Source organism: Pseudomonas sp. C321 (assembly GCF_055407105.1).
In genome coordinates this window covers 360772-382553 of the sequence record NZ_JBUZRB010000005.1, presented here as the reverse complement: position 1 = coordinate 382553, position 21782 = coordinate 360772, and the positions used below count along the sequence as shown (strand labels likewise).

The following is a 21782-nucleotide window of genomic DNA, read 5'->3' as shown; positions in this document are numbered from 1 at the left end:
CGGTCGTGCCAATTGCGCGGCAGTGAGAGGCGCACGGTGCTTGCTGTGCAGGTTGCACAGTATTTATAGCCAAGCAGGGGCGTTCGGTGGGAATAGTTGTACTTTCTGCCCGATCAGGCGCGAAAGCGGTGCGACGGTGATACAAATTGGATCACCGCCCCGTTGCCTCAATCGAAGAGGGTGTGAGTCGTCTCACCGCGATGAAACGCAAACGCTGCCTCAAGATCACTCTCAATGGTCCGGCCCCGTGACAGTGGCGGCAGGTCATCCAGACTGAAGAAGCCGACATCCGTGGTCTCGAAACCGGCCATTGGTGCGGCCTGATCGATTCGCTCACAGAGAAAGTACAGTTTGTAGAAGTCCCGAACATCGGGCAGGTATAAGCCTTTGGCTTTATGGGTAACGCTGTACAGCGCCCGTACGGTGACGGTTAAGCCAGCCTCTTCACGGATTTCCTTGATGATGTTTTCAGCGGCCGACAAACCGATATCGGCATAGCCACCGGGCAATGCCCAGCAGCCATCGGTCAGTTCCCGCACCAGCAGGATACGGTCGCCCTCGATCACCGCACCGCGCACATCAATCATCGGCGTTGAATAGCGCTGGGCAAAGTCCGAGACCAGCCCGGTGATGCGCTCCAGCGGCAAGTTACCCAACTGCGCCAGCATGCTGTGGGCAATATGAGCGATTTCCTCCAGGCGCTCACGCTCGAAGTCATCCTTGCAAAAGTGCAACCCTGTTGAGGCCAATGCTTGCAGGCGTTTGGCCTGAGCCAGCCAGGTGTTTTCCATGGTGGGGTCCTTGAATGCCGGGAAGTCCCGTTTTAATCGCTGCTGGCCTGTGGAGCAAGGCCGGCAGGCATAAAAAAACCACCTATAAAGGTGGTTTTTCACAACGCCGGCTTATTCGCCGTGATAGATGCAGCCACTGGTGCACGTTTCATGAATCCGAATTGCGCTGAGTTCCGGCAACAACGGTTTCAACTCATTCCAGATCCACTTGGCCAGCACTTCACTGGTTGGGTTTTCGAGGCCTGGAATGTCGTTGAGGTAGTTGTGGTCGAGGCGCTCGTAGAGCGGCTTGAAAATCGCCTTGATCTCCGAGAAGTCGCGGATCCAGCCGGTATGCGGGTCGAGGTCGCCGCTCAGGTGGATGGCCACCTTGAACGAGTGGCCGTGCAGGCGCCCGCATTTGTGGCCTTCGGGCACGTGAGGCAGGCGGTGGGCGGACTCGAAGGTAAATTCTTTAAAAATTTCCACAGTGTTTTTCAGCTCGGTCAGGTGTCTGGCAGGCGGCGAGTTTAACAGCTTGATCCGGCGCAGGGCACACCGGCTGATCAGAGGGGCGTCAGGCGTTCACCCAATTGTCCGCTATCGGCCAACGCCAGAAACTCATCGCCCAATCGACGGCTTTCGCTCATTGCCGCTTGCCAGTATTTGTTGCGGCTCGCGTCATCGCCCATGAAACGCTTGAAGTCGCTACGGTCTGGCAGTTTGCCGTGGGGCAGGCGGGCCAGGTATTCCCTCGACGGTGACAGTAGCAATACATTCTGTAGGCCCTGTTGACTGCCACGTCGCCAAGGCAGGCCCTTGTCGAACCAGCCAGGGATGACCCGGTCGGTGAAGTGCGGGTACAGCACGATGTCATCGCCCTGGTAGGGCAGGTCGAGGTGGTAGTCCAGCAGGCCGCCGTCGCGGTAAGTTCCGGCACCGGCTCCCGGCAGGTCGCGCACCCCTTGCATGACCATCGGGATCGAACCGGATGCCAGCAGCGCCTGGCGCAGGTTGCCCGTGTCCAGGTCGAGAAAACGCGAGGGAAAATCCTTGAGCGGGTGCAGCGGCGGTGCCTGGCGGGGGTCGTGGATGATCAGCCGCTCAAAGTGTCGTGATAGCCGTGCACGGCCCCGCAGGTTATCGGCAATCACCGATGACAACCCGAGGCCCAGGCGGCCACGGTGATCGTCGGCCAGCAGCCCATGGCTTTTGACCACGACGATGTTCAGGCGATAGAGGGGGTTGGTCAGCAGCGTTGCATCGCGTCCGGCCAGCAGGTCATCGAGCATGCGCTGGCAGCTCTGGCTGACCTCGGCCATGGTCACGCCCTTGGCAAAACGCTGTTCGTTGTACAAGCGGCCAAGGTCAAGCAGGCCTTGCACAGGGTCGGGCAGGCAGGCGCTGGCAAAGCGCCAGGAGCCAATGGACGCGCCGATCAGTGAGCGCTCCCGGGGTTCCCGTGCCAGCCAGTCACCGAACAGCGCCAGGTCCAGGCCCTGGATGCCCAGGGCTTTCGGGCCACCTGCCGCGCCGGGGAGAATGCCGACATCAACCGGCTTCAAACCTTGTTCACGAATGCGCGAAAAGGCGCGCTTGCCGGCCTTGAGCGTGAGGGCTGGAAACTTGATGTGAATAGCGGTCATACCGTTCTCTTTTGACGCGAGCAGGGCAGTATAGAAAATCTCGCACGTTTGAGGGCAAGGTGTTTAGGATAATTGCCATGGTGGCAATTCAGTTTCAGTTAAGTTGCAGGCGTTACCGTGAGCCCCGTAGGAAAAACATCCTGAAACGGAGACGCACCATGAAAAACCTCACAGCTTTAGTTGCCACCAGTATCATCGCCCTCACCGCCAGCCTGGCCCAGGCCCGCGACCTGGGGCCGGATGAGGCGTTGAAACTGCGCGACGCTGGTACCATTGTGTCTTTCGAGAAGCTCAATGCCACGGCACTGGCCAAGCATCCCGGAGCGACGGTGACTGAAACCGAGCTTGAAGAGGAATACGGCAAGTACCTTTATCAGGTTGAACTGCGCGATGCCCAGGGCATTGAGTGGGACCTGGAATTGGATGCCGTCACTGGGGTTGTCCTCAAGGATCATCAGGATACGTAATGAAGGTAAATCTACGCACCAGCAGTCGAGTGGCACTGGTGCTCCTGGCTTTTTGCTCGGTGGTAGCTGCCCGGGACCTGGGCCAGGACGAAGCGCTGCACCTGCGCCAGAAGGGCGAAATCGCACCCCTTGAGCACCTGTTGGGGCCAGCCATGGCGCGCTATCCGGGCGCCAAGTTGCTGGATGCGGAGCTGGAGGAGCACAAGGATCGCTCGGTGCGCTATATCTATGAAATCGAACTGTTGACCGTCGACGGTGTGGTGCGCGAGATCGAACTCGACGCCAACACCGGTCAAGTGCTTAAAGACAAGGAAGATGACTGATGCGCCTGCTTCTGGTGGAAGACCACGTCCCGCTGGCCGATGAACTGATGGCCGGGCTCAACCGCCAAGGCTATGCGGTGGACTGGCTGGCGGACGGGCGCGATGCGGTCTATCAGGGGCGTAGCGAACCTTACGACCTGATCATCCTCGACCTCGGCCTGCCGGGTTTGCCCGGGCTTGAAGTATTGGCTCAATGGCGCGCCGCCGCGCTGGCCACCCCGGTGCTGATCCTTACCGCTCGCGACTCCTGGGCCGAACGCATCGAAGGGCTCAAGGCCGGCGCCGATGACTATTTGAGCAAACCATTCCACCCTGAAGAGTTGTACCTGCGCATCCAGGCCCTGCTGCGCCGCTCCCATGGCCAGCCTAACCAGCCGACCCTGCAGGCGGCCGGCTTGCACCTGGACGAAGGCCGTCAGTGCGTCATCCTCGGCGGTGAAGAGATTCAACTGACCGCCGCCGAGTTCCGGTTATTGCGCTATTTCATGTTGCACCCCGAACAGATTCTTTCGAAAAGCCACCTGGCCGAGCATCTGTACGACGGTGAGACCGAACGCGACTCCAACGTGCTGGAAGTCCACGTCAACCATCTGCGCCGCAAGCTGGGCCGCAGCGTGATCGAAACCCGGCGCGGCCAGGGCTACCGCTTTGGCGCCGCCCCAACGTGAAATCCATCCAGCGGCGGTTGAGCCTGGGACTGATCAGCGTGATGGTGATCATAGGCCTGGTGCTGGCGCAGACCAGTCTGTGGCTGTTCGAAGTGGGTTTGCAGCGTTACCTCGAATCAGGGCTGCGCAACGACAGTGAGAACCTGTTGGTGGCACTGGTACGCGGACCCAACGGCGTACAGCTGGATGAGCAGCGTCTGTCTCCGGCCTATCAGCGGCCGTTTTCCGGGCACTATTTCCGTATCGACTTTGGTAACACTCATTGGCGCTCTCGCTCACTGTGGGACCAGGAGTTGCCGCAACTGCCCCAGGCCGGTCTCAAGGGCAACCTGCAACTGGGGCCAGAAGGCCAGCAACTGCTGGTGTTGCGTTCGGACTACAAGCGTTTTGGCCAATCGATTTCCATCAGCGTGGCCCAGGACTACTCACCGGTCAGGGAAAGCTTTCGCTTAATGCGCCAGGTCGGCCTGGTGCTGGGATTGGCGGCGTTGCTGCTGATCCTGATCCTGCAACGGGTCACCGTGCGCCGGGCCTTGCGCCCACTGGAAATCGCCCGCGAACAGATCGCCCAACTGCAACAAGGCCAGCGCTCGCAACTGGACACCCAGGTGCCGGTGGAACTGGAGCCGCTGGTGGCACAGATCAACCATCTGCTGGCCCACACTGAAGACAGCCTCAAACGTTCACGCAATGCCCTGGGCAATCTAGGCCATGCCTTGAAAACCCCGCTGGCGGTACTGCTGAGCGTGGCGTCCAGCGAACAGCTCAAGGACCATCCACAGTTGAGCAAGCTGTTGCGTGAGCAGTTGGAGCAGGTGCAGCAACGGCTCAACCGTGAACTCAATCGCGCGCGGCTGGCCGGGGAGACCTTGCCGGGCGCTTTGTTTGATTGCGATGGAGAATTGCCGGGATTGCTGGCGACCCTGAATATGATCCACGGCGAGCACCTGGACTTGAGCTACCACGTTCGTCCTGGTCTGCAATTGCCGTGGGACCGCGAGGACTTGCTGGAGCTGCTTGGCAACCTGCTGGACAACGCCTGCAAATGGGCGGATGCCGAGATACGCTTGAGCATCGTTGAAACTGCGCAAGGCTTTAGTCTGAGTGTCGAGGATGATGGGCCTGGTATTCCCGAGGCCCAGCGTGATCAGGTCTTCAGCCGCGGCACGCGACTGGATGAGCAGACCGCCGGCCACGGGCTGGGCCTGGGGATCGTGCGGGATATCGTCGAGGTGTGGGATGGGACATTGCAGTTGCAGGAGAGCGCGTTGGGCGGGTTGAAGGTGGCGATCGAATTGCCCCGCCGTCATGGCTGAAGGCCGCAACAATGTGCAGCTACCCATAGCTATCGCAGACAAACCACACTGGATTGTCATCGAACGGGCGATGACGCCAGTGCCTCAAACCTTGAACTGATCCATCAACCCCTGCTGCTGATTGGCCAGGCTATTCAACGCCTGGCTAACCCGCGCCGACTCGTTGGCCTGCTCGGACAACGACTCGGTCACATCGCGAATAGTCGCCACGTTGCTGTTGATCTCCTCGGCCACGGCACTTTGCTCCTCGGCGGCGCTGGCAATCTGCAGGTTCATATCGCTGATCACCGTCACCGCCTCGCCGATCTGGCGTAAGGCCGTGACCGCCTGGCCTACTTGTTCGACACTGCCCTGGGCCTGGCGATGGCTGTTGCTCATGGAGCCAACCACCTCTTGGGTGCCGTTCTGCAATTGCTCAATCACCAGGCGAGTTTCCTCCACCGACTCCTGGGTACGCCGGGCCAGGTTGCGCACTTCATCGGCAACCACCGCAAAACCACGACCGGCTTCACCGGCACGGGCGGCTTCGATGGCCGCGTTGAGCGCCAGCAGGTTGGTCTGTTCGGCGATGGCGCGGATCACTTCCAGGACCGAACCGATCTTCTCGCTGTTGGCGGCCAGGCCCTCGACCTGAGCCATCGCCGTGCTCATGTCGGCAGCCAGATGCCCGATGCTGGTGGTGGTGCGGTCGATCACGGTCAGGCCTTCGCGGGTGGCCTTATCGGCATCGCGGGCGGCCTGTGCTGCCTGTGCGGCGCTGCGGGCGACGTCCTGGGCGGTGGCGCTCATCTCGTGGGAGGCGGTGGCCACCTGATCGACCTGGCGGTATTGCTGCTCCATGCCGGCGCTGGTCTGGGTGGCAATGGCGGCGGACTGGTCGGCGGTGCCACGTGCGTCCTGCACCGAACGCTTGACCTCGGCGATGATCGGTTGCAGCTTGTCGAGGAAACGGTTGAACCAGCCGGCCAGCTCACCGAGTTCATCCCGCTTGTCGTAGGCCAGGCGTCGGGTCAGGTCGCCTTCGCCGCTGGCAATGTCTTCCAGCATGCGTGCCACGCCAAGGATTGGCCGGGTCACGCTGCGTGCCATCAGCCACACCAGCAACAGACCGACCACCGCTGCCAAGAGGCCCAGGCCCAGTTCCAGCAGGGTGCCCTTGGTGTTATCAGCGTCCAGTTCGGCCTTTAGGGCTTCGGCGGGACCGATCAGGATTTTTTCAGGCACGTCCAGCAACACGCCCCACGACTTGCCGTCGGGAATCGGTTGGAAGGGCGCCAGCACCTTGAGTTGATGGTCGGTGCGCAGGCTGTGTGTCTGGGTGCCGGCGGCCAGTGCGCTGATCAGTTGCGCGCCGCTGGCGGTGTCAACGCTGTCCAGGCGCTGGCTGAGTTTGCTGGCGTCCGGGCTGTAGCCGGCCAGCAGGCCCACCGGGCTGATGATGCTGACGTTGGTCTGGCCGTCATAAAGCTTCTGGCTGGCGCGTTGGCTGATTGCCTGCAGGCTGTTGAGGTTGATGTCTACCGACAGCGAGGCGATGACTTTGCCGTCCACCATCAACGGGAAGACGATGCTGGTCATCAGCACGTTTTGCCCATCGATCACATAGAAGTAGGGCTCGATCACACACGGCTTGAGGGTGTTGCGTGGGCAGGTGAACCAGGCGTTGGCTTTTTCGCCGCTGGGTCCGACACTGGTGTCGGACATGTCGCTTTCGGGAAGCGACATGGAGGTCAATGTGCCGGGTGTTGGCTGTGACCAGTAGAGGGCGAATCGACCTTTTTCGTTGCTGCCCAGATCTTTCTGGTCGGTAAACAGTTCGTCCTTACCATCCAACGCATTGGCCTCGAACACCAGGGACAGGCCCAGCAGGTCCGGGTTGGCTTGCAGCGCCGCCTTTACCTGGCGGGTCAGGTCTTCGCGCAGGTCGAAGGCATCCAGGAAGCGCTTCTCGGCTTGTTCGCGCAGGAACAGTACCTGACGGGAAAATCCGTGACCGTACTGATAGGCGTCCATGAATTGCTGGCGAATGCCCAGTGCCTGCACTTCACCCTGGGCCTCGATACGGGCTTGGGCCGCGACGTCGAGCATCTCCATGCTGGAGGCTTTGACCCGCAGAGAACTCTGCTCCATGCGATACAGCGAAAGACCCACCAGCAGGGTCACGATCCCCAGTAGGCAAAGGCCGGCCAGGAGGGTGATTTTCCATTGAATGGACAGCTGTCTGAGCGACATGGAGATCCTTAACCTTTGGTTACGGCAGAGATGATTAACTGTATCGGCGGCTCGGGTTTTTTCTTTATTCATGCGCCCAATTGCATCGCTGCCAGCGACGTCGCTCTTTGACATGCTGCTCCACCTGCTGCAAAGTGCGCGCCCTCTAATAAAACTCCCTTTTTGTTTCCCTTCCGGCAGCCGTTCTCGACGGTAGCCAGGGCGGATGTGTGCCGTTTGTTGCTGTTTTTTATGTTTTCTGTCTTGAGGTAACCATGATAAATGCAGTCATTGCCGCGGTCGGCACCATGCTGGTGCTCAGCCTGTCCCGTGTGCATGTGGTCATCGCGATCATTGTCGGCGCCCTGGTGGGCGGCTTGACCGGTGGGCTGGGTATCGATGCGACGCTGAAGGCGTTCAACAGCGGCCTGGGCGGCGGCGCCACGGTGGCGTTGTCCTACGCCTTGCTCGGTGCTTTCGCGGTGGCGATTGCCAAGTCTGGCCTGGCCCACGCCTTGGCAGACAAGGCCCTGCTGTTGGTGGATCGTCAGGAAGCCAACGGTGGTAACCACGTCAAATGGGTACTGATCGGCTTGCTCTGGGCGGTGGCCATCGCCTCGCAGAACATCCTGCCGATCCATATCGCCTTTATCCCGCTGCTGGTGCCGCCGCTTCTATATGTGCTGACCAAGCTGCAACTGGACCGCCGCCTGATTGCCTGCGTCATGACCTTCGGTCTGATCACCCCCTATATGTTCCTGCCCGTGGGTTTCGGCAATATCTTCCTCAACCAGATCCTGCTGGCCAACGTTGCCAAGAGCGGGGTGGACATCAGCCAGGTCAACGTCACCCACGCCATGGGCATCCCGGCGCTGGGCATGGTGTTTGGGCTGCTGGTGGCGGTGTTTATCAGCTACCGCAAGAAACGCGTGTACGACCTGGAGAAAATCGAGCGAGTCGAGCAGGTCGCCGTGCAATACAACCCGTTGACTCTATTGGTGGCCGGCCTGGCGATTGCCTCGGCGTTCATTATCCAGTTGTGGCTGGATTCGATGATCATCGGCGCCCTGGCCGGGTTCCTGATCTTCTCGGTGTCGGGCATCGTGCGCTGGCGTGACACTGACGACCTGTTCACCGAAGGCATGAAGATGATGGCGATGATCGGCTTCATCATGATCGCCGCGTCGGGTTTTGCCGAAGTGCTCAAGGCCACCGGCGAAGTGCAGACCCTGGTGCAAGCGTCCGCCGCCTTCATCGGCAATAGTCGTGGTGTGGGCGCCTTACTGATGTTGCTGGTCGGGCTGCTGGTGACCATGGGCATCGGCTCGTCGTTCTCCACGGTGCCGATCCTTGCCGCGATTTTCGTGCCGCTGTGTGTGCAGCTGGGGTTCAGCCCGCTGGCGATCGTTTGCATCGTCGGTACGGCCGGCGCCCTGGGCGATGCCGGTTCGCCAGCCTCAGACTCGACACTGGGCCCGACCTCGGGTTTGAACATCGACGGCCAGCATCACCATATCTGGGACACTGTGGTGCCGACGTTCCTGCACTACAACCTGCCGTTGCTGGCGTTTGGCTGGTTTGCCGCGATGACCTTGTGACGTTGAATTGTCTTGTGGCGATCCGACAAGCTCGCTCGCCACAACAAGCCCGCTCCTACAGTTTTATCCCCCCAGGCCGTTAACCCTCTTACGTCGTCCCCATTCGAGAGAGAAAAGCCATGCGCCTTAGCCTGAAGGCCAAAGTATTGTCCCTCGCAGTACTGCCTGTTCTGTTGTTTGCCGTGGTCATCAGCCTGACCACCGTGTGGATTCTTCAGGAGCAAGCCCGTAACGAGGTCGAAGAAACCCGCCAGGGCTTACTCAATGACGCCAAGGCCACCCTGCAGAGTTATGTCGAGGTGGCAATGACTACCATCAAACCGCTCTACGATGCCGCCGCCCCAGGCGACACGGCCGCGCGGGCGCAGGTGGTCAAGCTGCTGTCGAACACCCGCTACGGCAAGGACGGCTACTTCTTTGGTTACGACTCCGAAACCATTCGCCTGTTCAAGGGCAACAGCCCTGAGGGCGTTGGCAAAAGCTTCAAGGACAACCGGGACCCCAACGGCGTCTACGTCAATCGTGACCTGGTAAAAGTGGGCAAGGATGGCACGCATTACCTGCAATACAGTTCGACGCAGCCTGGGCAAACGGCCTTGGTGCCCAAACTCGGCTACACCGAATACTTGCCCAAGTGGGACATGGTCATCGGTACCGCGGTCAACCTGGATGGCATCGAAGCCCAGGTCGCCGAGGTCGAGGTCAAGGTGCATGAGCGCATGCAAGGCGTGCTGATGAACATCATCGGCATCGCAGTGGTGGTGCTGTTGGTGATTGCTGCTGTCGGCATGCTGGTGGCCAATACCATCTTGCGGCCGCTGCACCTGATGAAAATCAACCTTGACGACATCGCCGCCGGCGAAGGTGACTTGACCCGTCGTCTGGAAATCACCAGCCAGGATGAGCTTGGAGAGTTGGCGGGTTCGTTCAACCGTTTTGTTGACAAGATCCACGGTCTGGTGCGCCAGATCACCGAAATGACCTCGCAACTCACCGGCCTTGTCAGCCAGGTCACCGACCAGGCTCATCGCTCGGAACAGGCGATGGAGCGCCAACGTCACGAGACTGACCAAGTGGCGACGGCTATCAATGAAATGTCCTCGGCGGCCCATGAAGTGGCCCGCAGTGCCCAGGGTGCGGCAGTGGCGGCGCAACAGACCGACGCCGAAGGCCAGGCTGCCAAGCGTGTGGTGGACGGCAGCATTGCGCAGATCCATGCGCTGGTGAATGACATCCGCAGCAGCGGCGTGTCCCTGGACAGCCTGCAGCAGGACGTTTCGTCGATTGTCAGCGTGCTCGGGGTGATTCGCTCGATTGCCGAGCAAACCAATCTGCTGGCCCTCAACGCCGCCATCGAAGCGGCCCGCGCGGGTGAAGCCGGCCGTGGTTTTGCGGTGGTGGCCGATGAAGTGCGGGCCTTGGCCAGCCGCACCCAGCAAAGCACCCAGGAAATCCAGGGCATGATCGACCGCCTGCAAAAGGGCACCGAGTCGGCCGTGGAAGCCATGCGCCGCTCCAGCGATGCTGGCGACGGCACCTCGGCTCAGGCCAACGAAGCCGGTGCGTCCCTGGACGCCATGGCCCAGTTGATCGGCACCATTAACTCAATGAACGCGCAGATCGCCAGCGCCGCCGAAGAGCAGACTGCCGTGGCCGAAGAAATCAATCGCAGCGTGCATCAGATTGCCGTGGCGGTGGACAGCGTGGCGGATGAGACTCAGCTGGGCGCGCAGACGTCCCGTAGCCTTGCTGATCTGGGGCAGCGGCTGGGCAAGTTGGTGGGGCAGTTCAGGATCTGATTCAAGCAATGAGGCGCCTGTACGGGCCTCATTGCGGGCAAGCCCGCGATGAGGCCGGAACAGGTACCCTCAATTTCCCTTAAACATCGCGCATCAAAAGCCCAAACTGCAGACCCATCTCCATGGGTATCGGCACATACACGGTATGCCCGTCCCCCGGTGCTACCTCGATGGCCTCGCCTTTACCGTTCTGCATCATCCCTAGATCAAAATGAAAATTCCCCGCCGGCGTCATCAACTCCAGATGATTGCCCACGGCAAAGCGATTCTTCACCTTGACCTCGGCCAACTCCCCGCGCCGCTCACCCGTCAACTCACCGACAAACTGCTGACGCTCCGACACTGAGCTGCCGTTCTGATAGTTTTGGTACTCGTCATGCACATGCCGACGCAGGAAGCCTTCGGTGTAGCCGCGCTGGGCCAGGGACTCCAGATTGGTCATCAGGCCACGGTCAAACTCCCGTCCGGCCACCGCGTCATCAATGGCCTGGCGGTAGACCTGGGTGGTACGTGCGCAATAGAAATGTGATTTGGTCCGGCCTTCGATCTTCAGCGAATGCACGCCCATCCGGGTCAGGCGCTCGACGTGCTGCACCGCCCGCAAATCCTTGGCGTTCATGATGTAGGTGCCGTGCTCGTCTTCGAACACCGGCATCTGTTCGTCCGGGCGATTGGCTTCCTGGAGCAGGAATACTTGGTCGGTGGGGGCGCCAAGGCCCAGGGTCGGCTCGGGTTGATATTCCTGGACAATATCGCCGGCTGCGTTTTCCACCGCAGGCGTCGCCTGGTACTTCCAGCGGCAGGCATTGGTGCAAGTGCCCTGGTTGGCGTCACGCTTGTTCATGTAACCCGACAGCAGGCAGCGTCCGGAGTAGGCCATGCACAGCGCACCATGGACAAAAATTTCCAGCTCCATGGCTGGCACCTGTTGGCGGATTTCAGCGATTTCCTCCAGGGACAGTTCCCTGGACAGGATGATCCGGCAGATCCCTTGCTGCTGCCAGAACTCGACGCTCGCCCAGTTCACCGTATTGGCCTGCACCGACAGGTGAATCGGCATCTGCGGGAAGTGCCGGCGCACTAGCATGATCAAACCCGGATCGGACATGATTAACGCGTCCGGCCCCATGGCGATCACAGGCGCCATGTCCTTGAGGAAGGTTTTCAGCTTGGCGTTGTGGGGCGCGATGTTGACCACCACGTAGAAACGCTTGCCCTGGGCATGGGCCTCCTCGATGCCGAGGGCCAGGTTGGCATGGTCGAACTCGTTATTGCGCACCCGCAGACTGTAGCGCGGTTGCCCGGCGTACACCGCATCGGCGCCGTATGCGAAGGCGTAGCGCATGTTTTTCAGGGTGCCGGCGGGGGCGAGCAATTCGGGGGCGAGGGCAGGGAGCATGAGGACTTCGATCGCAAAAGGGTGGCAGGGTAATCGAGCCCGGCCTGGGCTTTATTGATCTGCGTCTACTCTGTAGGGACAAAGATGGCACTCTCAGGATTTGCGGCGGACTAAGCAACAGGGCGCGCTGGGCGCTTTGTGTTTTTCTGGCATGGATTGGACATGAACCAAACGAATTTGCAATTCAAAACCCTGCTGTTGCTGCTGGCTCTGGTGACCAGTGCGTTTCTCTGGATACTGCTGCCGTTCTACGGTGCAGTGTTCTGGGCGATTATTCTGGGGATTGTCTTTGCGCCCCTGCAGCAGCGCCTGCAGCTGCGGTTTGGCTGGAATAGAAACCTGACGTCACTCTCCACCCTACTGGTCTGCCTGGTGATCGCGATTTTGCCGGTGATCATCACCAGTGCCTTGCTGGTGCAGGAGGGCGCGACGCTGTACAAGAATATTGAAAGCGGCAAACTGGACATTGCCGGCTATATCGAGCAATTCAAGACCCTTCTGCCGCCGTATTTCCAGCACCTGCTGGATCGCTTCGGCATGGGCAACCTGGAAGGGCTGCGGGAAAAAATCGTCAAGAGCGCCATGCAAGGCAGCCAGTTCTTCGCCAGCCAGGCGTTCAGCTTTGGCCAGGGCACCTTTGATTTCCTTGTCAGTTTTTTCATCATGCTGTACTTGCTGTTTTTCCTGCTGCGCGACGGCCCTGAACTGGTACGCAAGGTGCGCACGGCGGTGCCGCTGGCCGAACCACAGAAGCGTCGCCTGCAACTGAAGTTCAACCGGGTGGTGCGCGCTACCGTCAAGGGCAACTTACTGGTGGCCGTGACCCAGGGCGCGCTGGGCGGCTTGATCTTCTGGTTTCTGGATATTCCCAGTGCATTGCTGTGGGCGGTATTGATGGCGTTTCTATCACTGCTACCGGCGGTGGGCGCGGGGATTGTCTGGGCCCCGGTGGCGGCATACTTCCTGCTCAGCGGTTTGATCTGGCAAGGGGTGGTGCTGGCGCTGTTCGGCATTTTTGTGATCGGCCTGGTGGACAACGTGCTGCGGCCGATCCTGGTAGGCAAGGACACCAAGATGCCCGATTACCTGATTCTGATCTCGACCTTGGGCGGCCTGTCGATCTTCGGTCTCAATGGGTTTGTCATCGGGCCGTTGATCGCTGCGTTGTTCATGTCGAGCTGGGCGCTGTTCGTCGAAACCAAGCCACGTGTACGATTGCCTTAGGCTTGGAAACAGTGAGCCATCTTGCGTGACAGGGCCTGGGCGTCGGGCAATGAGGTGAGCGGGCCGCTGATGGCCTCACCGTCCCGTACCAGGTACCAGCAGGCGAGTAAACCCAGATCCCTGAGTGGGGCGGGAACGGCGCTGCCGATGACGGACATGATTTGAATAGTGGGCATATCTACCTCCATTTCTCTATGGCGCTCACCTTACGGTTCATACGCCTTGAGGAGAAATCACCCTGCTCGATAGTCGACATCACTGTCATCGAGACAAGCGCGGCATGCTGCGATCAGTCAACCACCTGATCGAGCATGCTCACCACTTCCTGTTCGCTGAGCAGGCCCTTGCGGACTAGATTTTCCGTTAGCAGCGAGAGGAACTTGGCGCTGCGATGGCCTTCCAGGTGCTTGAGTTCGGTCAAGGCGCTATAGACCTTGCTGGAAGTGCAGAGGCCGGCGGTGCGGTGCGGGTTCTGTGTGGGCATGCTGGGGCGTCCTTGTTGTTATGACTTGTTAGGGGTGGACAGTTTTGATAGTGAAAGCGTGACATGACGAAAACATGACAGCACGAACCCGGTTTGGGCAAGTGCACATTGAGCTCAATGATGTCGGATTTAACCGCAGCGATTGTCCTCACAACGACCTTGGCAAGATTTATTCAGGCCGTATGAGCCATAAAAAAGGCCCCGCAGCTGCTGCGAGGCCTGTTCAGGTGTCTCAGTCAAACAAGTTACCAGCCGCGACCATAATAGCCGCGATGTGGACCGTAATAGCCTCGTGGTGGCCCGTAGTAAACCGGGGCAGGGCGGTAATAAACAGGCTGTTGCACGTAGACCGGTTGTGGTTGGTAGTAGACCGGCGGTGGAGCCGCGTATACCGGCTGCGGCTGGACATACACCGGTTGCTCTACATAGACCGGCCGGGATTGGTTGGCGATCACCGAACCCACTACGGCGGCACCGACGACGGCGCCGATTACGGCCGGGCCACCCCAGCCACCACCGTGGGCAGAGGCTTGGCCTGCCACAGCCAGTGCACCGATCAGCAAGGCGATCTTGGGGAGTTTACGAATCATGGTCATTCCTCGGTTGGCCCCTGCGCTTGTGGTCTGCAATCAATAGACTCAAGGATTGTCGCGGGGATACTTTTAAGACAGCGTATTTCTGAAAAACAGCACAGCCGGTAGGTAAAGGTTGTGTAAGGTCTGTACCGATTTGCTTACTCAAGGAGTTACTCATGCTGATGAACCCCAACAAGGACACCCAACTGTGCATGTCACTGTCGGGGCGCCCCGGGAATTTTGGCCTGCGCTTTCACAACCACCTGTATGAACAACTGGGTCTGAATTTTTACTACAAGGCCTTCAGCAGTCAGGATTTGCCCGGTGCCGTTGCCGGTATCCGCGCCCTGGGCATTCGCGGTTGCGGTGTGTCCATGCCGTTCAAGGAAGCCTGCATTGCCTTGGTGGACGAGTTGGACGACTCGGCGCGGGCCATCGCCTCGATCAACACCATCGTCAACACCGCTGGGCACCTCAAGGCCTACAACACCGACTACATCGCCATTGAACAATTGCTGAACAAACATGCGGTGCCCAAGGATTTGACCTTCGTCCTGCACGGTAGCGGCGGCATGGCCAAGGCCGTGGCCAGCGCATTGCGCGATGGCGGTTACACCAAGGGCGTGATTGTTGCTCGCAACGAAGCCGCTGGCAGGGCATTGGCGCAAAGCCTGGGGTATGAGTGGCAGGCGCAACTGGGCGACCTGCGCCCGCAGATGCTGATCAATGTGACGCCCATCGGCATGACCGGCGGCCCGCAAGCCGAGCAGTTGGCCTTTGACGCCGATGCCATCGATGCTGCTGACACTGTGTTCGATGTGGTGGCGATTCCCGCTGAAACCCCGTTGATCCTGCGTGGTCGTGCCCAGGGAAAACGGGTGATTACCGGTCTGGAAGTGATCGCGATCCAGGCGTTGGAGCAGTTTGTGTTGTATACCGGTGTGCGGCCGACGGATGAGCAGTTTCAGGCGGCGGTGGCGTTTGCGAGGGGGTAATGTGGCAAGCAGTTAAGGGCGAACAATGTGCCTGTGACCGCCACAATAAGCCCGCTCGCCACAGAGGGTTTTATTCCAGGCGGGTAAGACGCTCTTCCAGCGCTGCAATTCGCGCTTCCAGTTCTTCAATGCGCTCCAGGGAAACACCGCCGCCAGCGCCACGGTCCTGCGGATTGCCGCGGGCGGCAAGGATCACCTCGATATCCGCCGGGTCCCCCAGGGAATGCGTATAGCGATCTTCGCGCTGCCCCGTCTGACGAGGCACCAGCAATGCCAGGTCGCGAGCGATCAGGCGCTCCAGTTGATGCACCACTTGCTCGGTATCTTCAAAGTCGTGCATGCGCCCGCTGCGGGTCAGCAGTTCGTTGACCGTCTGCGGGCCGCGCAGGAACAGCAGGCCGGTGAGAATCACCTGGGCTGGCACCAGCTCCAGGGCCTTGTCCACACGGTGCTCCCAGCGGTCGGCACGGCTGCCCATCACCAGCTTGGTAAAGCCGCGACCTTCCAGGGCACGCAGGCTCTGGCCGACCTGACCCTGGCTGAGGTTCATCACCGGTTCCCGGCTGGTTTTCTGGTTGCAGGCGATCACCAGGGCGTTAAGCGTCAGCGGGTAGGTTTCAGGATTGGTGGCCTGTTTTTCGATCAGGCAACCCAAAACGCGGATTTCCGTGCTGTTGAGACGTGGCTCTGAGGAGGTGGTGTCGTGCTCGCTGGTCATCGCGCTTTCCCTATGCTGTGAGCCCACTAGCCTAATCTCGAAAAAATAAAAGACAAGCGGCACTGGCAGCCTGCATGGCTATAATCGTGCCTGATCCGAACCCTGCCACAACTGTCGAGACTGTCATGACTATTTCCCTGTACGCCGCTTCCCTCCCGGTCTTCAAGCAAATGCTCAACGCCCTGAGCGATGTGCTGAACAAGGCCCAAGCCCACGCCACCGCCAAGAACATCGACCCGAACGCCTTGCTGCAAGCGCGCTTGTTCCCGGACATGTTCCCGCTGGTGCGTCAGGTGCAGATTGCTGTCGACTTCGCCAAGGGTGTTTCTGCGCGCCTGGCTGAGATCGAAGTGCCGAAATATGAAGACACCGAAGTCACCTTCGCCGACCTGCAAGCACTGATCGCCAAGGTCCTGGCCTTTATCGACACCATCACCCCAGCCCAAGTCGACGGTAAGGAAGGTATCGAAATCGTCACCCGCCCAGGCACACCTAAAGAGAAGCGCTTCAGCGGCCAGTCCTACCTGCTGACCTACGGCCTGCCGCAGTTCTTCTTCCACGTCACCACCGCCTACGCCTTGCTGCGTCATAACGGAGTGGAAGTGGGCAAGCGCGATTACATGGGCGCGTTCTAAGCCCAGAGACATAAAAAAGCCCGGGCCAGCTCGCAGTGAGTTGGCCTGGGCTTTTTTGTAGCTGACGGTTTATGCCGCAGTTTTTGCATCCTGGCCCAGGCATGCAGCGGCAGTGAACAGCACGTCGGTAGATGAGTTCAGTGCGGTTTCCGCCGAGTCCTGCAGCACGCCAATGATGAAGCCCACGGCGACCACTTGCATGGCAATCTCACTGGGGATGCCGAACAGGCTGCAGGCCAGGGGGATTAGCAACAGCGAGCCACCGGCAACGCCCGACGCACCACAGGCACAGACCGCTGCCACTACGCTGAGCAGTATGGCGGTTGGCAAGTCGACGGCAATGCCCAGGGTATGCACGGCGGCAAGGGTCAATACGGTAATGGTGATGGCGGCGCCGGCCATGTTGATGGTTGCCCCCAGTGGGATCGACACTGAATAGGTGTCTTCATGCAGTCCCATGCGCTTGCTCAACGCCAGGTTGACCGGAATATTGGCCGCTGAGCTGCGGGTGAAAAACGCCGTGATGCCACTTTCCCGCAGGCACATCAGCACCAGCGGGTAAGGGTTGCGGCGCAGTTTCCAGAAGACGATGGCCGGGTTGACCACCAACGCTACGAACAGCATGCAACCGATCAGCACCAGTAGCAGGTGCGCGTAGCCCAGCAGCGCGCCGAAACCGGAGGTGGCCAGTGTCGAGGCCACCAGGCCGAAGATCCCAAGCGGCGCAAAGCGAATCACCATGCGTACGATCAACGTGACCCCGTTGGACAGGTCATTCAGCACGGTGCGCGTGGTTTCGCCGGCATGGCGGATAGCGACGCCCATGCCGATGGCCCAGGCCAGGATACCGATGAAATTGGCGTTCATCAGCGCGCTGACAGGGTTGTCCACTACACTGAATAACAGGCTTTGCAGCACTTCGCCGATGCCGCCGGGGGCGCTCACGGCCACATCGTGGGTCACGAGCACCAGGGGGGAAGGGAATAGCGTACTGGCAATCACCGCAACGGCGGCAGCGGCAAAGGTGCCTAGCAGATACAGGAACAGGATCGGCCGAATATGGGTTTCCTGGCCGTGCTTGTGGTTGGCGATTGAGGCCATGACCAGTACAAATACCAGGATCGGTGCGACTGCCTTGAGGGCCGAGACAAACACCTTGCCGATAAAGCTCGTGGATTGGGCGACGCTGGGCAAAAGTAGAGCCAGCAGAATACCGGCCACCAGGCCGATGATAATTTGCGTGACCAGGCTGACGCGCATGAGTCGACGAAAGAGGGGCGGGACAGCAGTCATAAGGGCGTCTCTAGTTTTTTTAGTGTATGCGGCGGTGCGTGCAACCAAGGCAGCAGAAGCCGGGCAGGCTGCCAGAGAGTAAAACGCTGGAAAGTTTTGATGAGGGCACACGGTAGCCGAATGCGCCTGGTGCAATCGACGAAGTCTAACATGCTGTAGGACGTGTCCCGCCCAGGATGCGGCATTAGGTCGCTCAGAGATCAGACCATTCAACCTTACCGGCCCCCAAGCTCGACACACTCTGTTAACATTCAACATCCTTTTTATTCCATACCTGTCAGCGGGCCCTCGGGCTGTCGTTGGCGTCGCTGTTTCTGGAGTTATTCATGCTGTTGCCCATCCTGCTGCTCTCGGCAGCCGGTTTTACCGTGCTGACCACGGAGTTCGTCATCGTCGGCCTGCTGCCTTCCATCGCCCGCGACCTGGATGTCAGCGTGTCCCAGGCCGGTTTGCTGGTGACCCTGTTCGCCTTCACCGTGGCGGCCTTCGGCCCGTTCCTTACCGCCTATTTCGCCCGCTTTGAGCGCAAGCGCCTGTTTATCACGATCCTGATCATGTTCAGCCTGGCCAATACCCTGGCGGCCCTGGCGCCCAATATCTGGGTCATGTCCGTGGCGCGGCTAATTCCGGCGCTTGGGCTACCCGTGTTCTGGGCCCTGGCCAGTGAAACCGCCGTGGACATCGTCGGGCCGGAGTACGCGGGCCGGGCCATTGCCAAGATCGGCTTCGGCATCGTCTGTGCCACGGTGTTCGGCATTCCGGTGGGCACGTTGATCTCCGATATGTTTGGCTGGCGCACAGCCTTTGGCATTCTGGCCGTGGTGGCGGCTGCCAAGGCCTTGTTGCTGTTTATCTACCTGCCTGCCACCACGGTGAAGAAAGAAGCGGTGACCTTGCGCTCGCAGTTCAAAATCCTGCGCAGCCCTTTGATGCAAGGCCACGTTCTGCTGTCGATTCTGGTCTTTAGCGGCATGTTCACCGTTTATACCTACCTGGCGGACATCTTGGAGCGTTTGGCCGGCTTCGACGGCACACTGGTGGGCTGGTGCTTGATGGGCTTTGGCGCCGTTGGCCTGATCGGCAACTCATTGGGCGGACGCATGGTCGACCGCCATCCGCTGATCGCTTCGATGGTGTTCTGCGGTTTCATGATCACCGGTATGGTGGCGCTGGTGCCGGCTATTCATTCCACCCTGGGCCTGGCGGCGGCGATGGGCATTTGGGGCGTGACCCAGGCGGCGCTGTTCCTGGTCAGCCATGTACGACTGATGAAAGTAGCACCTCATGCGCCGGCGTTTGCCGCTTCGCTGAATATCGCCGGGGCCAACCTGGGCATTGGCCTGGGTGCGATGGTCGGTGGGCGGGTGATCGATACCCTTGGGCTGGGCAGCCTTGGCTTTGCCGCCTCCGGTTTTATCCTGCTGTCGATCCTCCTGGCGTTTTGGCTGATGACCGCCAAGACCCGCGAAGTCTGCGTCTAGCCGGGCAGTGAGGTAAACAGCTCTCGCCGGGCACCTTCGGTAATCGCCACGATGCCGGGGTGCTTGACCTTGCGCTCCACCGAGATAGCGTAGAACGATTCAGTCACCGCGTCGGTCTGGCCGATCAGGGCCACGCTGTACTGGCGCTTGACCTCATCGGCGATGACGCTGGGGGCGATGAAAATGCCGCTGCCGGATTGGCCGAAAGCCTGCATCAAGGCGCTGTCGTCAAACTCACCGACAATCCGTGGCTGGATCTGCTGTTCGGCAAACCAGCGTAACAAACGACTACGCACCACCGTTTCCGCCCCCGGAATCAGCAGCGGGGCGCCCTGCAGGCACTGTGGGAACTCGCCGCCATGCCGGTCAGCCAATGCCTGGGTGGCGAAGAAGCTGATGCCGCATTCCCCCAGTTTTTGGCTGTAGCCCTTGATATCCAGGTGCGAGGGCATCGGGCTGTCGGAGATCACCAGGTCCAGCCGCTGGATCGCCAGGTCAGCCAGTAAGCGTTCGAGTTTGTCTTCGCGGCAGGTAATGCGGATCGGCTCGCTCAATTCCATGATGGGCGCGATCAGCCGGTAGACGATCGACTTGGGCACCACATCAGCGACGCCGACACGAAACAGAATTTGCTGTTCATTGGGCTGGGCCCGCAGCATGGCCTCCAATTCATTGCCCATCTGGAACATCTGTTCGGCATAAGGCAGCGCCTGCCGTCCGGCCTCAGTCAACTCCAACTTGCGCCCCACCCTCTGAAACAGCGCCACGCCGAAAGTCTGCTCCAACAGGCTGATTTGCCCACTGATAGTCTGCGGCGTGAGGTTCAATTGCTCACAGGCGCGCACGATGCTGCCGGTCTTGGCGACCACCCAGAAGTAGTGCAATTGTCGGTAATTGAGCATGGGCCGCCTTCAAGGGAAAATTATTAGTTCGTGTAAACCGAAGTATAAGCGGAAAAAATACGAATTTTCCTGAACTGTTTGCTTCCTTAGAATGCCTCGCTATCGCGGGCTCAATGCTTGGGTCCAACGGTTCTAACGAGGAACGCATCATGAAACTCAATTCCCTGGGCGCAGCGTCGTTGCTTGCGCTTTCATTGGTCATGATCAGTGGTTGTGATCAGGCCGAAAAAAGTGCGCAGCAACTGCTGGGTAAAGCGAGCGAGTCGGCCAAGCAAGTCATCGACGATACTCATCAGGCGGCCGAGCAGGCGTTGAGCGAGGCGACCCAAGGGTTGATCAGCCCCAAAGAGAAAAACGCCGAAGAGCAATCCGACAGCGAGACGCGTGAAGCCTCCTCGCAGGAAACCTAACCCCAGCACACCGAGTCAGGACTGACCTATGGACTACCTTGTACAACTGGCCGCGAGCCCTACCGCCTGGGTGGCCCTGGCGACCTTGATCGTCATGGAAATCGTGCTGGGGATCGACAACCTGATCTTCATCTCGATTCTCACCAATAAATTGCCCGTGCAACACCGGGCCAAGGCACGGCGTATCGGTATCAGCATGGCGCTGGTTTTGCGTCTGGGCCTGTTGAGCACCATCGCGTTTATCGTGCAGCTGACTGAGCCAGTCATTGAAATCCTGGGGAATGCGTTCTCCTGGAAAGACATGATCCTGATCGCCGGTGGCCTGTTCCTGCTGTGGAAGGCGACTACCGAAATCCACCACAGCATGGACCCTGAGCCGGAAAAGGTTGGAAGCAATTCGCCGAGCGTGTCCCTGGGCTTTGCCTCGGCCATCGGCCAGATCCTGCTGCTGGACCTGGTGTTCTCCATCGACAGCATCGTCACCGCCGTGGGTATGACCGAGCACTTGCCGATCATGATCATTGCCGTGGTGGTCTCGGTAATCGTAATGCTGGTGGCGGCCGAACCTTTGGCCAAGTTCATCAACGACAACCCGACGGTGGTGATGCTGGCCCTGGGCTTCCTCATCATGATCGGCATGACCCTGATTGCCGAAGGCTTCGGCGCTCATGTGCCAAAAGGCTACGTCTACGCGGCCATGGCGTTCTCGGCGGTGATCGAGTGCCTGAACATTGCACGGCGTACCCGGCATAGACGGCTTGCTGAAAAACACTAAGGGCTGAAACAACAAAGGCCGGCCGCGCTCTGATCAGCGCGGCTGGCCTTTTTGCTGTCTGACACCAAGAACACAGGTTTGCCGGACGGCTCT

General features: G+C 59.8%; 22 protein-coding genes and 3 pseudogenes. 13 read left to right on the top strand and 12 right to left on the bottom strand.

The window, feature by feature from the left end; genetic code table 11:
* Positions 1-167 precede the first annotated feature (167 nt).
* From ACZRJ6_RS17535 to ACZRJ6_RS17525, 3 genes are all read right to left on the bottom strand, one after another.
* Entirely contained in the window at positions 168-791 is a 624-nt protein-coding gene (locus ACZRJ6_RS17535; RefSeq protein WP_463969334.1) for an NUDIX hydrolase, read from the bottom strand.
* Between the two features lie 111 nt (positions 792-902).
* Positions 903-1259, bottom strand: a complete 357-nt coding sequence (queD, locus tag ACZRJ6_RS17530) for a 6-carboxytetrahydropterin synthase QueD (protein WP_019692825.1) — start codon at positions 1257-1259, stop codon at positions 903-905.
* A 77-nt stretch (positions 1260-1336) separates the two neighbouring features.
* Positions 1337-2416, bottom strand: coding sequence for a patatin-like phospholipase domain-containing protein (locus tag ACZRJ6_RS17525; protein WP_463969335.1), 1080 nt, complete (start codon positions 2414-2416; stop codon positions 1337-1339).
* Between the two features lie 158 nt (positions 2417-2574).
* Here ACZRJ6_RS17525 and ACZRJ6_RS17520 point away from each other — a divergent pair, with 158 nt between their 5' ends.
* Genes ACZRJ6_RS17520 through ACZRJ6_RS17505 form a run of 4 tightly spaced genes read left to right on the top strand, consistent with a single transcriptional unit; the run spans position 2575 to position 5190 of the window.
* Positions 2575-2883 carry a PepSY domain-containing protein gene (locus ACZRJ6_RS17520; protein WP_463969336.1) on the top strand — a complete coding sequence of 103 codons (309 nt, stop codon included), beginning with the start codon at positions 2575-2577 and terminating at the stop codon, positions 2881-2883.
* Positions 2883-3206: a PepSY domain-containing protein gene (locus ACZRJ6_RS17515; RefSeq protein ID WP_133100443.1), complete on the top strand. Its 324-nt coding sequence runs from the start codon at positions 2883-2885 to the stop codon at positions 3204-3206. Before ACZRJ6_RS17520 ends, ACZRJ6_RS17515 begins: the two co-directional genes overlap by 1 nt.
* Complete coding sequence (locus ACZRJ6_RS17510) at positions 3206-3874, top strand: response regulator transcription factor (RefSeq protein WP_463969337.1); 669 nt, start codon at positions 3206-3208, stop codon at positions 3872-3874. Before ACZRJ6_RS17515 ends, ACZRJ6_RS17510 begins: the two co-directional genes overlap by 1 nt.
* Positions 3871-5190, top strand: a complete 1320-nt coding sequence (locus tag ACZRJ6_RS17505; RefSeq protein ID WP_463969338.1) for a sensor histidine kinase — start codon at positions 3871-3873, stop codon at positions 5188-5190. Before ACZRJ6_RS17510 ends, ACZRJ6_RS17505 begins: the two co-directional genes overlap by 4 nt.
* Positions 5191-5274: 84 nt before the next feature.
* Here ACZRJ6_RS17505 and ACZRJ6_RS17500 read toward each other — a convergent pair.
* Both ACZRJ6_RS17500 and ACZRJ6_RS17495 read right to left on the bottom strand, forming a co-directional pair.
* Positions 5275-5784: pseudogene (locus ACZRJ6_RS17500) on the bottom strand (methyl-accepting chemotaxis protein); the annotation flags it as partial.
* 348 nt (positions 5785-6132) lie between these two features.
* Positions 6133-7203, bottom strand: a pseudogene (locus ACZRJ6_RS17495) (cache domain-containing protein); the annotation flags it as partial.
* 476 nt (positions 7204-7679) lie between these two features.
* On the opposite strand from ACZRJ6_RS17495, the gene ACZRJ6_RS17490 reads away from it, so the two are divergent.
* The 3 genes and pseudogenes from ACZRJ6_RS17490 to ACZRJ6_RS17480 all read left to right on the top strand — a co-directional run bounded on the left by ACZRJ6_RS17490 (position 7680) and on the right by ACZRJ6_RS17480 (position 10798).
* Positions 7680-8999, top strand: coding sequence for a Na+/H+ antiporter family protein (locus ACZRJ6_RS17490; protein WP_463969594.1), 1320 nt, complete (start codon positions 7680-7682; stop codon positions 8997-8999).
* A gap of 119 nt (positions 9000-9118) precedes the next feature.
* A pseudogene (locus ACZRJ6_RS17485) lies at positions 9119-9940 on the top strand (cache domain-containing protein); the annotation flags it as partial.
* A gap of 36 nt (positions 9941-9976) precedes the next feature.
* Positions 9977-10798, top strand: a complete 822-nt coding sequence (locus ACZRJ6_RS17480) for a methyl-accepting chemotaxis protein (RefSeq protein WP_463993553.1) — start codon at positions 9977-9979, stop codon at positions 10796-10798.
* Between the two features lie 79 nt (positions 10799-10877).
* Here ACZRJ6_RS17480 and trhP read toward each other — a convergent pair whose 3' ends face one another.
* Positions 10878-12197: a prephenate-dependent tRNA uridine(34) hydroxylase TrhP gene (trhP, locus tag ACZRJ6_RS17475; protein ID WP_463969339.1), complete on the bottom strand. Its 1320-nt coding sequence runs from the start codon at positions 12195-12197 to the stop codon at positions 10878-10880.
* A gap of 162 nt (positions 12198-12359) precedes the next feature.
* Here trhP and ACZRJ6_RS17470 point away from each other — a divergent pair, with 162 nt between their 5' ends.
* The gene (locus ACZRJ6_RS17470; protein ID WP_463969340.1) at positions 12360-13421 is read left to right on the top strand and encodes an AI-2E family transporter; all 1062 of its coding nucleotides are present in this window, start codon (positions 12360-12362) and stop codon (positions 13419-13421) included.
* Here ACZRJ6_RS17470 and ACZRJ6_RS17465 read toward each other — a convergent pair.
* From ACZRJ6_RS17465 to ACZRJ6_RS17455, 3 genes are all read right to left on the bottom strand, one after another.
* Positions 13418-13597 (bottom strand): hypothetical protein, encoded by a 180-nt coding sequence (locus ACZRJ6_RS17465; RefSeq protein WP_463969341.1) that lies wholly within the window; start codon positions 13595-13597, stop codon positions 13418-13420. The genes ACZRJ6_RS17470 and ACZRJ6_RS17465 overlap by 4 nt on opposite strands.
* Positions 13598-13710: 113 nt before the next feature.
* The gene (locus ACZRJ6_RS17460; RefSeq protein WP_133100434.1) at positions 13711-13905 is read right to left on the bottom strand and encodes a hypothetical protein; all 195 of its coding nucleotides are present in this window, start codon (positions 13903-13905) and stop codon (positions 13711-13713) included.
* A 245-nt stretch (positions 13906-14150) separates the two neighbouring features.
* Positions 14151-14501 (bottom strand): hypothetical protein, encoded by a 351-nt coding sequence (locus ACZRJ6_RS17455; RefSeq protein ID WP_463969342.1) that lies wholly within the window; start codon positions 14499-14501, stop codon positions 14151-14153.
* 155 nt (positions 14502-14656) lie between these two features.
* Between ACZRJ6_RS17455 and ACZRJ6_RS17450 the strand changes: the two genes are divergently transcribed.
* Positions 14657-15475 carry a shikimate 5-dehydrogenase gene (locus tag ACZRJ6_RS17450; RefSeq protein WP_463969343.1) on the top strand — a complete coding sequence of 273 codons (819 nt, stop codon included), beginning with the start codon at positions 14657-14659 and terminating at the stop codon, positions 15473-15475.
* A gap of 70 nt (positions 15476-15545) precedes the next feature.
* Here ACZRJ6_RS17450 and ACZRJ6_RS17445 read toward each other — a convergent pair whose 3' ends face one another.
* The gene (locus ACZRJ6_RS17445) at positions 15546-16193 is read right to left on the bottom strand and encodes a YceH family protein (RefSeq protein ID WP_463969344.1); all 648 of its coding nucleotides are present in this window, start codon (positions 16191-16193) and stop codon (positions 15546-15548) included.
* A 125-nt stretch (positions 16194-16318) separates the two neighbouring features.
* On the opposite strand from ACZRJ6_RS17445, the gene ACZRJ6_RS17440 reads away from it, so the two are divergent.
* On the top strand, positions 16319-16828 hold the full coding sequence (locus tag ACZRJ6_RS17440) for a DUF1993 domain-containing protein (RefSeq protein ID WP_463969345.1): 510 nt from the start codon (positions 16319-16321) through the stop codon (positions 16826-16828).
* 69 nt (positions 16829-16897) lie between these two features.
* Here ACZRJ6_RS17440 and sstT read toward each other — a convergent pair whose 3' ends face one another.
* On the bottom strand, positions 16898-18121 hold the full coding sequence (sstT, locus tag ACZRJ6_RS17435; protein WP_463969346.1) for a serine/threonine transporter SstT: 1224 nt from the start codon (positions 18119-18121) through the stop codon (positions 16898-16900).
* Between the two features lie 326 nt (positions 18122-18447).
* Between sstT and ACZRJ6_RS17430 the strand changes: the two genes are divergently transcribed.
* Complete coding sequence (locus ACZRJ6_RS17430) at positions 18448-19602, top strand: MFS transporter (RefSeq protein ID WP_463969347.1); 1155 nt, start codon at positions 18448-18450, stop codon at positions 19600-19602.
* On the opposite strand, the gene nhaR is transcribed toward ACZRJ6_RS17430, so the two are convergent.
* A complete protein-coding gene (gene nhaR, locus ACZRJ6_RS17425) occupies positions 19599-20504 on the bottom strand; it encodes a transcriptional activator NhaR (protein ID WP_463969348.1) in 906 nt (301 codons plus the stop codon). The two genes, ACZRJ6_RS17430 and nhaR, sit on opposite strands and share 4 nt — an antisense overlap.
* A 149-nt stretch (positions 20505-20653) precedes the next feature.
* On the opposite strand from nhaR, the gene ACZRJ6_RS17420 reads away from it, so the two are divergent.
* Together ACZRJ6_RS17420 and ACZRJ6_RS17415 are read left to right on the top strand one after the other, a co-directional pair.
* Entirely contained in the window at positions 20654-20914 is a 261-nt protein-coding gene (locus tag ACZRJ6_RS17420) for a hypothetical protein (RefSeq protein WP_149413112.1), read from the top strand.
* Between the two features lie 28 nt (positions 20915-20942).
* Positions 20943-21689: a TerC family protein gene (locus ACZRJ6_RS17415; protein ID WP_463969349.1), complete on the top strand. Its 747-nt coding sequence runs from the start codon at positions 20943-20945 to the stop codon at positions 21687-21689.
* Positions 21690-21782 lie beyond the last annotated feature (93 nt).